Origin of the sequence: Marinobacter oulmenensis (assembly GCF_014201735.1) — a bacterium.
Lineage (GTDB): Bacteria > Pseudomonadota > Gammaproteobacteria > Pseudomonadales > Oleiphilaceae > Marinobacter > Marinobacter oulmenensis.
In genome coordinates this window covers 218,236-232,760 of the sequence record NZ_JACHFE010000002.1, presented here as the reverse complement: position 1 = coordinate 232,760, position 14,525 = coordinate 218,236, and the positions used below count along the sequence as shown (strand labels likewise).

Below are 14,525 nucleotides of genomic sequence, written 5' to 3'. Positions count from 1 at the left end.
GGTTCACACGTCCAGCAGGATACGTGCCGGGTCTTCCAGCATTTCCTTGATAGCCACCAGGAACTGAACCGCTTCCTTGCCATCGATCATACGATGATCATATGACAGCGCCAGGTACATCATCGGCAGGATCTCGACCTGTCCGTTCACCGCCATCGGGCGCTCCTGGATCTTGTGCATACCCAGGATGGCCGTCTGCGGCGGGTTCAGGATCGGCGTGGAGATCAGCGAACCAAAGATACCACCATTGGTAATGGTGAAGGTACCGCCGGTCATCTCTTCAATGCCCAGTTTGCCCTGTTTGGCTTTGGTTCCGTAGTCGATGATGCCCTTCTCGATGTCGGCCAGGCCCATGGAATCGGTGTCACGCAGAACCGGCACAACCAGACCACGGTCGGTGGAAACGGCCACGCCAATGTCCTGGTAACCATGGTAAACCATGTCATTGCCATCAATGGAGGCGTTCACGGCCGGGAAACGCTTGAGCGCTTCGGTTGCCGCTTTGGCGAAGAACGACATGAAGCCCAGCTTGACGCCGTGGCGCTTCTCGAAGCTCTCTTTGTACTGCTTGCGCAGCTCCATGATCGGCTTCATGTTGACTTCGTTGAAGGTGGTCAGCATGGCGGCGTCCTGCTGAGCGTTCACCAGACGCTTGGCAATGCTGGCACGCAGGCGGGTCATCGGTACCCGCTTCTCCGGGCGTTCACCCTGCTCTACATTGACTTCAGGCATGGGCGCGCTCGGCTTGGCAGCGCCGGAAGACTGGCTGCCATCGGCGTGTTTCTGCACGTCTTCCTTGGTGACGCGGCCATCTTTGCCGGTCCCCTTGACGGCATTCGGGTCGATGCCCTTTTCCTCAGCCAGCTTGCGAGCGGCCGGGCTCAGAATCGCTTCACCGGAGCCACCCTCAGACTTGGCTTCTTCCTTGGGTTCTTCGGACTTCTTTTCCGCCTCACCCTCGGACTTGGATTCCGCGGGCTTGGATTCGCCAGCCGCGCCTTCCTTGAAGGTACCAACCACTTCGCCGCTTTCGACGGTATCGCCTTCGTTCTTGACGATTTCCTCGATGACGCCGTCAGCGGGTGCAACCACTTCAAGAACGACTTTGTCGGTTTCAATGTCCACGATCAGTTCATCACGTGAACAGGCTTCCCCCGGCTGCTTGTGCCAGGTTGCGACGGTGCCTTCGGCAACCGACTCCGGAAATACTGGGGCTTTAATCTCTGTTGACATTATAAATCCTTAGTTCGGTAGCTCGTCAGATTTCGAACGCATCGTTAACCAGTTTCTTTTGTTCCTGCACGTGCACGGACATATGGCCGCAGGCGGGTGCAGCAGAAGCGTCGCGACCCGCGTACACAAGGTTAAGCCTGGAATTCAGGCGCTGCAGGGCATGACGCATGTGATGCTGACTGCAGTACCAGGCGCCCTGGTTCATCGGCTCTTCCTGACACCAGACAACGTCCTTGAGCTTGGTGTACTGAGCAAGCAGCTCGTCCAGGTCATCAGCCGGGAACGGGTACAGCTGCTCAATCCGGACAATCGCCACATCGTCCCTTTCATCCGCCTTCTTCTTCTCCAGCAGATCATAGTAGACCTTACCGCTGCAAAGGATCAGGCGGGTGACTTTCTTGGGATCTGACGGTTCTTTCTCAGGCAATACCGTTTTGAAGGTACCGGTGGTCAGGTCGTCCAGGCCGGAAATCGCCTCCTTGTGGCGAAGCAGACTCTTCGGCGTAATCGCAATCAGCGGCTTACGCAGCGGCCGTTTCACCTGACGACGCAGCATATGGAAGACCTGCGACGGCGTGGTCGGCACGCATACCTGTATGTTGTGCTGGGCGCTCAACTGCAAAAACCGTTCAAGACGGGCAGAGCTGTGTTCCGGCCCCTGGCCTTCGTAGCCATGAGGCAGCAGCAGCGTCAGGCCACACAGACGCCCCCATTTGTGCTCACCGCTGGTCAGGAACTGGTCAATCACCACCTGGGCGCCATTGGCGAAGTCACCAAACTGCGCCTCCCAGACAATCAGCGACTTGGGCTGCGTGGTCGCATAACCGTATTCGAACGCCATGACCGCTTCTTCGGAAAGGAAAGAGTCATAGATATCGAAGTTCGGCTGGTCATCCGACAACTCCTGCAGCGAGATGTGCGTGGCCCCGTCTTTCTGGTTGTGCAGCACCGCGTGACGGTGGGAGAAGGTACCACGTCCCACGTCCTGACCGGTGATCCGGACCGGATGGCCTTCGTTCAGCAGTGTGGCGTAAGCCATCATCTCGCCATAGCCCCAGTTCAGTGCCAGCGCCCCGGCCGTCATCTTCTCACGGTCGTTGACGATCTTGGAAACCTGACGCTGGATGCTGAAGCCTTCGGGTACGTGGGTCAGCTTCTTACCCAGCGCCTGAATGGTCTTTAGCGCCACACTGGTTTTGCACTTGGCAGTCCACTCGTGCCCCAGGTATGGGGTCCAGTCCACATAGAGGTCGGTGTTCGGTTCCTTGACCAACGACTTGACCACGTGCTCACCCTTGTCGAGCGCATCGCGGTACTCGTTCTCCATGTGTTTGGCTTCTTCGTCGGTCATGACGCCGGCAGAAACGAGCTGCTCCGCATACAGGCCACGGGTGGTCTTGAGCTTGCGGATTTTATCGTACATCTGCGGTTGGGTGGCTGCCGGCTCGTCGGCCTCGTTATGGCCACGACGACGGTAGCAGACCAGATCGATCACCACGTCCCGCTTGAACTCGTTGCGGTAATCCATGGCCATCTGGGTGACGAACATGACCGCTTCCGGGTCATCCGCATTAACGTGCAGGATCGGCGCCTGGACCATCTTCGCGATGTCGGTGCAGTACTCGGTGGAGCGCGCATCTTCCTGCTTGCTGGTGGTGAAACCGACCTGGTTGTTGATCACGATGTGAACGGTACCGCCGACACCGTAGCCACGGGTCTGGGAGGCCTGGAAGGTTTCCATGACCACGCCCTGACCGGCAAAGGCCGCATCGCCGTGCATCACGATCGGCAGCACCTGGGTACCGTCGCTGTCGCCACGGCGATCCTGGCGGGCTCGCACAGAGCCTTCCACAACCGGCGATACGATCTCCAGATGCGACGGGTTGAACGCCATGGCCAGGTGGACTTCGCCGCCCGGGGTCATGACGTTGGAAGAAAAGCCCTGGTGATATTTAACGTCACCGGAACCGGAATCGGCGAGCTTCTTGCCTTCAAACTCGTCGAACAGTTCCTTCGGGTTTTTACCCAGCGTATTCACCAGAACGTTCAGGCGGCCACGGTGGGCCATACCCAGAACAATCTCTTTGGCGCCATAGGATCCTGCTCGCTGGATCAGTTCGTCCAGACACGGGATCAGGGTTTCGCCGCCCTCAAGACCAAAACGCTTGACGCCGGGGTAGCGGGAACCCAGGTATTTCTCCAGCCCTTCCGCAGCGGTCAGGCGTTCAAGCAGATGTTTGCGGGTGGTGGGTTCGTATTCCGGGCGCGAGCGTACCGGCTCCATGCGACGCTGGAACCAGCGCTTGATGCGGGTATCCACCACGTGCATGTATTCGGCGCCAACGCTGGAGCAATACGTTTGACGAAGCCCGTCGACAATGTCGCGCAGCTTCATGGTCTCGGAGCCGAAGTTCAGGGAACCGGTCTGGAATTCCAGATCGAGATCGGAATCGGTCAGTTCATGGAAGGACGGATCCAGATCTTCGACTGGCTGACGCTGCCAGACGCCCAGCGGATCAAGCCCCGCTTCCTGATGACCACGGAAGCGAAAGGCGTTGATCAGGCTCATTACGCGAATCTGTTTCTTGTCAGCACCGGAGGTGGCTGCGGCCGGAACGCCGGATCCGTAATGACGCTGATTTCGGGAGATATGCTCGAACTGTTCGCGAATGGCCGAGTGATCAACGTCGGGGCCGGCACGGCCATCAACGCCGGGGAGCTTGTCGAAATAGCTCCGCCACTCTTCAGGAATTGCATTGGGGTCTGTTAGGTAGGTCTCAAAAAGCTGTTCAACGTAGGCAAGATTTCCACCCTGTAGGTGGGACGTCTGCCACAACTGCTCCATGATGCTTTCGTGCATTTTGAATAGCTCACCTTGGGCTGGTGCGGGGGAGCCGGTATGGTCGACTGCAGGGCCATTCATCGTCAATACGAACTATTACGATCTGAATTTGACCAATGCACCGACGAGGATGCCTTCCGTCCCCAGTGATTTTTTTATACTCGGCAGCACTGCCCCGGTAACTCAGAAAGCCCCGACACAGCGGCCTAGATTCTGCACTCCATTAAGACTTTTGCCTATAAGCCTTTGGTTGAAGGCCCCGCGCGTGGCGGGGCCTTCCAAGGCTAAGGGTGCCAGTGTCCGTTACCGGCACAGGCCAGTGACCACAGATTGATCAGGTTGCGCGCTGCAGCAGCAGGTTGCGGATATGACCGATCGCACGGGTCGGGTTCAGCCCTTTCGGGCAGACGCTGACGCAGTTCATGATGCCACGGCAGCGGAACACACTGAACGGGTCGTCCAAGCTGGCCAGACGCTCGGCCTGCGCGGTATCCCGGCTGTCCGCCAGGAACCGGTAGGCCTGAAGCAGGCCAGCGGGCCCGATAAACTTGTCCGGATTCCACCAGAAAGACGGGCAGGCCGTTGAACAGCAGGCACAGAGAATACACTCGTACAGGCCGTCCAGCTTTTCCCGGTCTTCCGGAGACTGCAGGCGTTCAATGGCCGGCTCCGGGTTGTTGTTGATCAGGTGTGGCGTGACCTTCTCGTACTGACGATAGAACATATTCATGTCCACCACCAGATCACGGATCACCGGCAGGCCCGGCAGCGGGCGCAGAACAATCTTGTTGTCCTTGGCCACGTCCGACACCGGTGTGATACAGGCCAGACCGTTCTTGCCGTTCATGTTCATGCCATCAGAGCCACAAACACCTTCACGACAGGAGCGACGATAGGCCACCGAGGGATCCTTTTCCTTGATGAGATTCAACACATCAAGAACCATCAAATCCTTGCCTTCCGGAATCTCGACCTCTACGTCCTGCATGTAAGGGGCTTTATCGGTTTCCGGGTTATAGCGGTACAGGCTTACCAACATCTTCTCTATCCCCCTTAGTAAGTCCGGACTTTAGGCTCGAACGTCGGAACCGTTTTCGGTGCGAAGTTCACGTCACGCTTACCAACACGTTTTTCCAGCGGGAAGTACATAGAGTGCTTCAGCCAGTTCTCGTCGTCACGCTCGGTAAAGTCGTTACGGGCGTGAGCACCACGGCTTTCCTTCCGCTCAGCGGCGGACACGGCAGTCGCCATCGCCACTTCGTAGAGATTCTCAAGCTCGAGCGCTTCGATACGGGCGGTGTTGAAGGCATTGCTGGTGTCAGCCAGTTTGGTGTTACGAACACGCTCGCCAATGGCTTCCAGCTTCTGCAGACCCTCTTCCATGCTCTTGCCGTCCCGGAATACACCGAAGTACAGCTGCATGCAGGCCTGCAGATCCTTGCGGACTTCTGCCACGCTTTCACCCTCGGTTGCACTGTTGAGGCGATCCAGACGGGCCATGGCGCGCTTGATATCTTCCTCGGACGCTTCGTCCACCTCAAAACCGCCACGCAGCTGCTCTTCAATGTGCAGACCAGCGGCACGACCGAAGACCACCAGATCCAGCAGGGAGTTGCCGCCCAGGCGGTTAGCACCATGCACAGATACGCAGGCCGCCTCACCGCAGGCGAACAGACCCGGAATCGGCTTGTCGTTTCCGTTCTCGTCCTGAGTCAGAGCCTGACCACCAACATTGGTCGGCAGACCGCCCATCATGTAGTGACAGGTCGGAACTACGGGGATCGGCTCTTTGACCGGATCCACGTGCGCGAAGGTGCGGGACAGTTCACAGATGCCTGGCAGACGCAGGTTCAGGGTTTCTTCACCCAGGTGGTCCAGCTTCAGCAGCACGTGATCCTTGTCGGGGCCACAGCCACGACCTTCCAGAATCTCGATAACCATGGAACGGGCAACAACGTCACGGCCGGCCAGATCTTTGGCGTTCGGCGCGTAACGCTCCATAAAGCGCTCGCCCTCGGCGTTGATCAGATAACCGCCCTCACCCCGACAGCCTTCGGTAACCAGGGTACCCGCACCGTGAATACCGGTCGGGTGGAACTGCCACATTTCCATATCCTGAACCGGGAAGCCGGCGCGCAGCGCCATGCCGATGCCGTCACCGGTGTTGATCAGGGCATTGGTGGTGGAGGCGTAGATACGACCGGCACCGCCAGTGGCCAGTACCGTGGCCTTGGCCTTGACGTAGCAGACATCGCCGGTTTCGATTTCGATAGCGACAACACCAACCACTTCGCCCTTGCCGTTCTTGACCAGATCGACTGCGTACCACTCGTTGAGGAACGAGGTGCCGCCCTTCAGGTTGGCCTGATACAGGGTGTGCAGCAGGGCATGACCGGTACGGTCAGCGGCGGCACAGGTACGAGCGGCCTGAGTGGGATTGTCCGGACCTTTGGACTGACCACCAAACGGACGCTGATAGATACGGCCCTGCTCGGTACGGGAAAAAGGCAGGCCCATGTGTTCCAGCTCGAAAACAGCCTGGGGGCCAACAGAACACATATACTCGATAGCGTCCTGGTCACCGATGTAATCAGAGCCCTTGACGGTATCGTACATGTGCCAGCGCCAGTCATCGTCAGGATCGGCGCTTGCGATCGCACAGGTGATACCGCCCTGGGCGGAAACGGTGTGCGACCGGGTCGGAAATACTTTGGTAATACACGCGGTATTGAGACCGGATTCGGTCAGCTGGAGCGCGGCCCGCATGCCGGCACCACCACCACCGATAACAATCGCGTCGTAAGACATGGTTTTGATGTTAGCCATCGATTAAAGCCCCCAAAAAATCTGAATGCCCCAGACCAGATAAACAAACATGGCCAGACCGCAGGCCGCCTGGACCAGGAAACGCGGCGCCATCGGCTTGATATAGTCGGTCGTAACCGTCCACAGCCCAACCCAGGCATGCGCCCCGAGCGAGATCAGCGCCAGCAGGCTGAAGATGCGGAACCAGGTCTGTTGAAAGAGGCCGCTCCAGGTCTCGTAGTTAACGTCAGTGGTCAACATGAACCCCAGAAGAAAGATTGTGTAGAGGGCCAGCACATAGGCGGTGACTCGCTGAATGAGCCAATCGAACACACCGCTGCGGCCGAGGTTTGTAACGCTGCTTACCATACCCAGACTCCTGCCAGAAGGATGAGAACAATGGAAACCGCAATGGTGATTTTCGCGGCGAGGCGGCCACTCTGGAGATCTTCACCAATGCCCATATCCATGAACAGGTGCTTGATACCTGCAACCAGGTGATAAAGCAGAGCAGACAGGATGCCCCAGATGATCAGCTTGGCAAGGAAGCTGTCCAGCAGTTCACTTACCCGATTGAAGCCATCTTCTCCGGAAAGGGAGAGATCCAGGCCGTACAACAGAAAAGCAACACCAACAAAAATGATGATGCCACTGATGCGATGCAGGATCGACGTAATGGCTGGCAGCGGGAAATGGAACTTGCCGAGATCGAGATTTACTGGTCGTTTGCTATTCACAGCGCTCTCACACTCTCTCTTGGTTCCGCGGGACCGTCAGGACGGTGGCGGATGGTTGGTATGTTTGCTTCGGAGAATCGGTACGATACCGACAACCGATTGGTTCAGGAGGGTGGATGACACCTCAGTTGGCGCGCTGAATCCAAGCCCGCACAGACGTGCATCCCCGATTCCGGGCTAAGGATTATAAGGAGTGGCCCTTATAATTACAAACGGGCAAGTTGCCCGCCAAGCGTTGCCGCACCAGCTCTCTCACCCTCTTTATGGCGTATTGACAAACGCGATTACGCTCTATAACGGCCAACATTCGGGATATCCCTGATTTACAGATAATGCTAGACTCGCTCTTTTCACCCCCTTTGCATTGACAAAAAAAGCTGACGCCCTATATTTTGCCGCCGGATTTGCAATAATACGCCCTTTCCGGCGCATTGATACATCATGTCGAAAAGCTGATACAGCTAATCAAACAGGAGAGCACCATGACCGACAGGAAAGCCACGCTCTCGGTGGGAGATAAGTCCATTGAGCTACCGGTTTATTCCGGCACCGTCGGCCCTGACGTTATTGACGTACGCGGCCTGGTACAGGAAGGCGTTTTCACTTATGACCCGGGATTCGTTTCCACAGCGGCGTGCGAGTCTGCCATCACCTACATCGATGGCGCAAAGGGCGTGCTGTTGCACCGGGGCTACCCGATTGACCAACTCGCCGAGAATTCCGATTTCCTCGAAGTCTGCTACCTGCTCCTGAAGGGCGAACTGCCGAGCAAAGAAGAGAACAAGCAGTTCCACGACACCATTAAAAACCACACCATGCTGCACGACCAGATGCGCAATTTCTTCAACGGTTTCCGCCGTGACGCGCATCCGATGGCCATCATGTGTGGCGTTGTTGGCGCCCTGTCCGCGTTCTATCACGACCAGATGAACGTCAACGACCCGACCCAGCGTGAAATCACCGGCCATCGGCTGATCGCCAAGATGCCAACGATTGCCGCCTGGTGCTATAAGTATTCCGTCGGTCAGCCGTTCGTTTACCCGCGCAACGATCTGTCCTACGCCGAAAACTTCCTGCAGATGATGTTTGGCGTGCCTTGCGAGGAGTACAAGCCGAACCCGATCCTGGCCAAGGCCATGGACAAGATCTTCATCCTGCACGCGGACCACGAGCAGAACGCCTCCACCTCCACGGTTCGCCTGGCTGGCTCCACCGGCGCTAACCCCTACGCCTGTATCGCTTCCGGCATCGCGGCGCTCTGGGGCCCCGCTCACGGCGGCGCCAACGAAGCGGTACTGGACATGCTGGCTGAGATCGGTGATGAGGCCAACATCGAGCAATTCATCGCCAAGGCCAAAGACAAGGACGATCCGTTCCGTCTGATGGGATTTGGCCACCGGGTCTACAAGAATTTCGACCCGCGCGCTAAAGTCATGAGCGAAACCGCCCATGAGGTTCTTCAGGAACTGGGCCTGGAAAACGATCCGCTGCTGAAGATCGCCCAGCGCCTCGAGAAAATCGCCCTGGAAGACGAGTACTTCGTGGAGCGCAAACTCTACCCGAACGTGGACTTCTACTCTGGCATTATTCTCAAGGCCATCGGCATTCCGACCTCCATGTTCACAGTGATTTTCGCCATGTCCCGGACCATTGGCTGGTTCTCTCACTGGAACGAAATGGTCAGTGGCAATTACCGGATCGGCCGCCCACGGCAGCTGTACACCGGTTCTCCGCAGCGGGATTACCCGGGCGACGAGTAATCGCCCTGCTCTTTCCCTGCACCCCGAAAAAAGCCGCTGAAATCAGCGGCTTTTTTCGTATCATGGAAAACGCAATACAATGACAACAACCAAGACACCGAATACAGGGAGCACACGATGGCAAACATTGCATTCATAGGACTAGGCGTCATGGGCTATCCCATGGCCGGTCATCTTGCTGGCGCCAGCCATAACGTCACGGTCTGGAACCGCACCACCCAAAAGGCGACAGACTGGGCCAAGAAGCACAACGGCGAGGCCTGCAACACCATTGCCGATGCAGTGAAAGACGCGGATTTCGTAATGACGTGCGTCGGCGCGGACCGCGACCTGGATGCCGTTTTCGCGGCCGAAGACGGCATCATCGCCAACGCCCCGCCCACAGCGATCCTGATCGACCATACCACCGCTTCAGCTGGTGTCGCGGAGCGACTGGCTGCCCTGGCCGGTGAACGCGGGCAGGGCTTTATTGACGCGCCCATTTCCGGTGGTCAGCAGGGGGCTGAAAACGGCGCCCTCACCATCATGTGCGGCGGCAATGACGCCGATTTCGACAAGGCACGGCCGGTCATGGACTGCTATGGCCGGGCCGTGACACTGATGGGGCCTGCCGGTAGCGGGCAGAAAACCAAGATGGTCAATCAGATTGCCATTGCGGGATTGGTCCAGGGACTGTCAGAAGCCCTGCATTTCGCCGAGCAGGCGGACCTTGATGTAAGCCGGGTGGTCGACGTGATTTCCAAGGGCGCCGCCCAGTCATGGCAGATGGAAAACCGCTCCGGCACCATGATTGCCGGCGAGTTTGACCACGGTTTTGCCGTCGACTGGATGCGCAAGGATCTGGGCATTTGCCTGGATGAGGCCCGGCGAAACGGCGCCAAGCTACCGGTGGCCGCTCTGGTGGACCAGTTCTATGGCGACGTCCAGGACATGGGCGGGCGCCGTTGGGACACCTCATCACTGATCCAGCGCCTTCGCAAGAAATAAGGCACCCATAAAAAAAGGGCGCGGCCTGCGCCGCACCCTTTTTCGCTCCTTACCGACAGACTACTTGCTGCCCTTCTCCTTCGGCACCCAGCGACCGTCCTGATACCAGGCCGACCAGCCCGTCGCCTTGCCGTTTTTCTCCGACATGACGTACTGTTCCTTGGTCTTTCGACTGTACCGGATGACCGTCGGATTCCCCTCCGGATCCCGCTCCGGCGCGTCCATCAGGTAGTCGTACTTGGGATCAATTTCCTTGCGGTGCGGTTTGATTTCCAGCACCAGCGGCGGACGGGTCTCCCGGTTCTTGGGAAACTTGCTCGCCGCGAGGAACAGCCCGGAAGCCCCATCCCGCAGAACGTAGGTGTCATCCACTTTCTGACACTGCAGTTCCGGCATGGGCACCGGGTCCATCTTGGGCGGCGCCGGTTCGCCATTGCGCAAAAGCTTACGGGTATTCTTGCACTCAGTGTTGGTACAACCGAAATACTTGCCGAAACGGCCGGTTTTCAGCTGCATTTCCGAGCCGCACTTGTCACACTCCAGTGTCGGGCCATCATAGCCCTTGATCCGGAAAGTGCCCTGCTCCACCTCATAGCCGGAGCAGTCCGGGTTGTTACCACACACGTGCAGCTTGCGCTTCTCGTCAATCAGGTAGCTGTCCATGGCGGTGCCACATTTGGGACAACGCCGCTTCTTGCGCAGCAGCCGGGTTTCGCCCTCGCCTTCAACGTCTTCTTCGGCGCTGACCACTTCGTCACCCGGAGTCAGGTTGATCGTGGTCTTGCAACGCTCCTTGGGCGGCAGCGAGTAGCCCGAGCACCCCAGAAAAACACCGGTACTGGCCACACGGATCTGCATGTTCCGCCCGCAGGACGGACAGGGTATATCGGTCTCCGTCGGCGTGTTCGCGCGCATGCCGTCTTCGGCCTTTTCAGCGCTATCCAACTGGTTGCGGAAGCGCTCGTAGAAATCGTTCAGGACCTTCTTCCAGTCGATATCCCCTTCGGCGATATCATCCAGTTCGTCCTCCAGCCGCGCGGTAAAGTCGTAATCCATCAGGTTCGGGAAGGACTCCGCGAGACGCTCGGTGACGATTTCCCCCATCTTTTCGGCATAGAACCGGCGGTTCTGGAGTTTGACGTAACCACGATCCTGGATGGTGGAGATGATGGACGCGTAGGTGGAGGGACGACCAATCCCCTGCTTCTCCAGCTCCTTGACCAGGCTTGCCTCAGTGTAGCGAGGCGCCGGCTTGGTGAAATGCTGGCTCGGGTCGAGCTTTTTGAGGTCGAGGGCATCACCGACCTGAATGTCGGGCAGCGCGACATCCTCGTCTTTCTTGGACGAGGAAGGAGCGGCCTTGAGGAAACCTTCGAACTTGATGATCCGTCCGCGGGTGCGCAGCTCATAGTCACCGTTGGCGACGGTAATGGACGTACTCAAAAACTCCGCATCCGCCATCTGGCAGGCGATAAACTGACGCCAGATCAGGTCGTAGAGCTTCTCAGCGTCTTTTTCGAGGCCACTGATGTCCGTTGGACGACGACCGACATCGGTCGGGCGAATGGCTTCGTGAGCTTCCTGGGCCCCTTCACGACTACCGTAAACCCTGGGTTTTTCCGGCAGGTAGCGCTCACCAAACTGCTTCTGGACAAAGTCACGGCAACTGGCGATGGCGTCCTGGCTCAGGTTCGTCGAGTCGGTACGCATGTAGGTGATAAAGCCAGCTTCGTACAGACGTTGGGCCAGCATCATGGTTTTCTTGACACTGAAGCCCATGCGGTTACTCGCCGCCTGCTGCAGTGTCGAGGTAATGAAAGGTGCCGAGGGCCGCGACCGGGTAGGCTTGTCTTCACGCTTGGCGACCTCAAAGGCACCTTCACGCAGACGCGCCAGATGCTCATTGCTCTGGGACTCGCTGGTGGGCCGGTAAGCCTGGCCATTATAGCGGGCAACCTCAAACCGGACCGCATCATCGGCCTTCGCAGGTGCCAGGTCTGCGTGCATCTGCCAGAACTCTTCGGGCACAAATGCCCGGATCTCCCGCTCACGCTCAACAATCAGGCGAACGGCAACCGACTGAACCCGACCGGCGGAAAGGCCCCGGGCGATCTTGGACCACAACAGCGGTGACACCATGTAACCCACAACACGGTCCAGAAAGCGTCGGGCCTGCTGGGCGTTGACGCGGTTGCCATCCAGTTGTCCCGGGTCCTTGAAGGCTTCCTGAATGGCCCGCTTGGTAATCTCGTTAAAGACAACCCGACGGTATTTGTCGGGCTCTCCGCCAATGGTTTCCTGCAGGTGCCAGGCGATTGCCTCCCCTTCGCGGTCCAAATCCGTCGCCAGATAGATATGGTCAGCCGACTTCGCCAGACGTTTGAGCTCACTGACCACCTTTTCCTTGCCGGGCAGCACCTCGTAGTTCGCCTGCCAGTCAAGCTCCGGGTCCACGCCCATCCGGGCCACCAGTTGCTCTTTTGCCTTGCGCTTTTTGTGCTCCGCCTTTTCTTCAGGGCTCATTTTGCGGGTGACAGCGGCCTGTCGTGCCCGTTCCTTGGGATCGGATTTGGAGCCACTGCCACTGACCGGAAGATCGCGAATATGGCCAACACTCGACTTCACGATGTAGTCGGAACCGAGATACTTGTTAATGGTTTTGGCTTTCGCTGGTGACTCGACGATAACGAGACTTTTACCCATAACGGAGTTCTATATCCTTGTTGACCAATCGTTCACTCGTTGGACAAAACGTAAACTGGCATAAAAATCAGGCAACTGGAAAACCGGAGGTTGCCATTACATACAGGCTCACTGTTTTACAGGGTCAGCTTTGGCAACACAACCCATTCTTTGGTTCCACCCGGCATTTTTCAACGTGCCCGACCCACAGCCACGCCCTTTCCCGATTCCCGAAACGACAGAGCCCGGCATGGTGCCGGGCTCTGTGATTCACTTCATCCGTTCAGGACGAAGGTGTCTCAGACACGCTCCCAGACTGTGGCGATCCCCTGCCCCAGACCGATACACATGGTGGAGACACCGAGATTGCCGCCACGGGACTGCATGACGTTCAGCAGTGTGGTGGAAATCCGTGCACCGGAACAACCCAGCGGGTGACCAAGTGCAATGGCGCCACCGTTCAGGTTCACTTTCTCGTCCATCACGCCCAGCAGCTTGAGGTCCTTCAGCACAGGCAGGGACTGCCCGGCAAAGGCTTCGTTCAGCTCCCAGAAGTCAATGTCCTCGACTTTCAGGCCAGCACGCTTGAGGGCTTTCTTAGTGGCCGGAACCGGGCCATAACCCATGATCGCGGGATCACAGCCGGCCACTGCCATGCTGCGGATCTTGGCAATCGGGGTCAGCCCCAGTGCCTGGGCACGTTCAGCCGACATAACCACCAGCGCGGAAGCGCCGTCGGTCAACTGCGACGAGGTGCCCGCGGTTACCGTACCGTTCTTCGGATCGAACGCCGGCTTGAGCTGACCAAGTGACTCGGCCGTGGTTTCCGGACGAATGGTTTCGTCCTGCTCAATCAGCTTCACAAAGCCATTCTCGTCATGACCCTGGATCGGGACGATTTCGTCCTTGAAGCGTCCTTCAACAGTCGCTTCATGGGCCAGGCGGTGAGACCGGGCGCCGAACTCGTCCTGCTGCTCACGGGTAATTCCGTGCATCTTGGACAGCATTTCAGCGGTCAGGCCCATCATGTTGGAGGCCTTGGCGGAATATTTGGAAGCCGCCGGGTTGTGATCAAACCCTTCGGTCATGGGCACGTGCCCCATGTGCTCAACACCACCGACCATGAACACATCACCGTTACCGGTCATGATGGCCTGAGCGGCAGTGTGGATGGCGGTCATCGCAGAACCACACAGACGGTTGACGGTCTGGGCGGCGGATTCGTGGGGAATCCGGGTCAGCAGGGAGATCTGACGGGCTACGTTAAAGCCCTGCTCCTTGGTCTGGTTGACACAGCCCCAGATCACATCTTCCACTTCTTTCGGGTCAAGCTTCGGGTTGCGCTCGAAGAGCGCTTCAATCAGCGCAGCGGACAGGTTCTCTGCGCGAACGTTGCGGAAGCAGCCGTTCTTGGCACGACCCATCGGAGTCCGTACGCAATCGACGACGACAACGTCTCTCGGATTAAGGCTCATAGAT

At 58.0% G+C, this 14,525-nt stretch carries 10 protein-coding genes; 2 read left to right on the top strand and 8 right to left on the bottom strand.

Going from position 1 to position 14,525, the window contains the following annotated elements; translation table 11 throughout:
- Positions 1-3: 3 nt before the first annotated feature.
- From odhB to sdhC, 6 genes are all read right to left on the bottom strand, one after another.
- A complete protein-coding gene (gene odhB / locus HNR38_RS04295) occupies positions 4-1,233 on the bottom strand; it encodes a 2-oxoglutarate dehydrogenase complex dihydrolipoyllysine-residue succinyltransferase (protein WP_183700138.1) in 1,230 nt (409 codons plus the stop codon).
- 25 nt (positions 1,234-1,258) lie between these two features.
- Positions 1,259-4,093 (bottom strand): 2-oxoglutarate dehydrogenase E1 component, encoded by a 2,835-nt coding sequence (locus HNR38_RS04290; protein WP_183700136.1) that lies wholly within the window; start codon positions 4,091-4,093, stop codon positions 1,259-1,261.
- A gap of 316 nt (positions 4,094-4,409) precedes the next feature.
- A complete protein-coding gene (locus HNR38_RS04285; protein WP_183700134.1) occupies positions 4,410-5,114 on the bottom strand; it encodes a succinate dehydrogenase iron-sulfur subunit in 705 nt (234 codons plus the stop codon).
- Between the two features lie 14 nt (positions 5,115-5,128).
- Entirely contained in the window at positions 5,129-6,901 is a 1,773-nt protein-coding gene (sdhA, locus tag HNR38_RS04280) for a succinate dehydrogenase flavoprotein subunit (RefSeq protein WP_183700132.1), read from the bottom strand.
- A gap of 3 nt (positions 6,902-6,904) precedes the next feature.
- Complete coding sequence (gene sdhD / locus HNR38_RS04275) at positions 6,905-7,249, bottom strand: succinate dehydrogenase, hydrophobic membrane anchor protein (protein ID WP_183700131.1); 345 nt, start codon at positions 7,247-7,249, stop codon at positions 6,905-6,907.
- Entirely contained in the window at positions 7,243-7,617 is a 375-nt protein-coding gene (sdhC, locus tag HNR38_RS04270; protein WP_183700130.1) for a succinate dehydrogenase, cytochrome b556 subunit, read from the bottom strand. The genes sdhD and sdhC overlap by 7 nt, the downstream gene beginning before the upstream one ends.
- A 482-nt stretch (positions 7,618-8,099) precedes the next feature.
- On the opposite strand from sdhC, the gene gltA reads away from it, so the two are divergent.
- The gene (gltA, locus tag HNR38_RS04265) at positions 8,100-9,377 is read left to right on the top strand and encodes a citrate synthase (protein WP_183700129.1); all 1,278 of its coding nucleotides are present in this window, start codon (positions 8,100-8,102) and stop codon (positions 9,375-9,377) included.
- Between the two features lie 36 nt (positions 9,378-9,413).
- The gene (locus HNR38_RS04260; RefSeq protein WP_281380371.1) at positions 9,414-10,364 is read left to right on the top strand and encodes an NAD(P)-dependent oxidoreductase; all 951 of its coding nucleotides are present in this window, start codon (positions 9,414-9,416) and stop codon (positions 10,362-10,364) included.
- Positions 10,365-10,424: 60 nt separating this feature from the next.
- Here HNR38_RS04260 and topA read toward each other — a convergent pair whose 3' ends face one another.
- Both topA and fadA read right to left on the bottom strand, forming a co-directional pair.
- Positions 10,425-13,067 carry a type I DNA topoisomerase gene (topA, locus tag HNR38_RS04255; protein WP_183700127.1) on the bottom strand — a complete coding sequence of 881 codons (2,643 nt, stop codon included), beginning with the start codon at positions 13,065-13,067 and terminating at the stop codon, positions 10,425-10,427.
- Positions 13,068-13,345: 278 nt separating this feature from the next.
- A complete protein-coding gene (gene fadA / locus HNR38_RS04250) occupies positions 13,346-14,521 on the bottom strand; it encodes an acetyl-CoA C-acyltransferase FadA (RefSeq protein ID WP_183700125.1) in 1,176 nt (391 codons plus the stop codon).
- Positions 14,522-14,525: the final 4 nt, after the last annotated feature.

What these genes read in the sequence shown, in the direction of transcription:
- odhB (WP_183700138.1), bottom strand. Translation starts at nt 1,233, where the DNA reads ATGTCAACAGAGATTAAAGCCCCAGTATTTCCGGAGTCGGTTGCCGAA.
- sdhD (WP_183700131.1), bottom strand. Translation starts at nt 7,249, where the DNA reads ATGGTAAGCAGCGTTACAAACCTCGGCCGCAGCGGTGTGTTCGATTGG.
- fadA (WP_183700125.1), bottom strand. Translation starts at nt 14,521, where the DNA reads ATGAGCCTTAATCCGAGAGACGTTGTCGTCGTCGATTGCGTACGGACT.
- gltA (WP_183700129.1), top strand. Translation starts at nt 8,100, where the DNA reads ATGACCGACAGGAAAGCCACGCTCTCGGTGGGAGATAAGTCCATTGAG.
- sdhA (WP_183700132.1), bottom strand. Translation starts at nt 6,901, where the DNA reads ATGGCTAACATCAAAACCATGTCTTACGACGCGATTGTTATCGGTGGT.
- HNR38_RS04285 (WP_183700134.1), bottom strand. Translation starts at nt 5,114, where the DNA reads ATGTTGGTAAGCCTGTACCGCTATAACCCGGAAACCGATAAAGCCCCT.
- HNR38_RS04290 (WP_183700136.1), bottom strand. Translation starts at nt 4,093, where the DNA reads ATGCACGAAAGCATCATGGAGCAGTTGTGGCAGACGTCCCACCTACAG.
- topA (WP_183700127.1), bottom strand. Translation starts at nt 13,067, where the DNA reads ATGGGTAAAAGTCTCGTTATCGTCGAGTCACCAGCGAAAGCCAAAACC.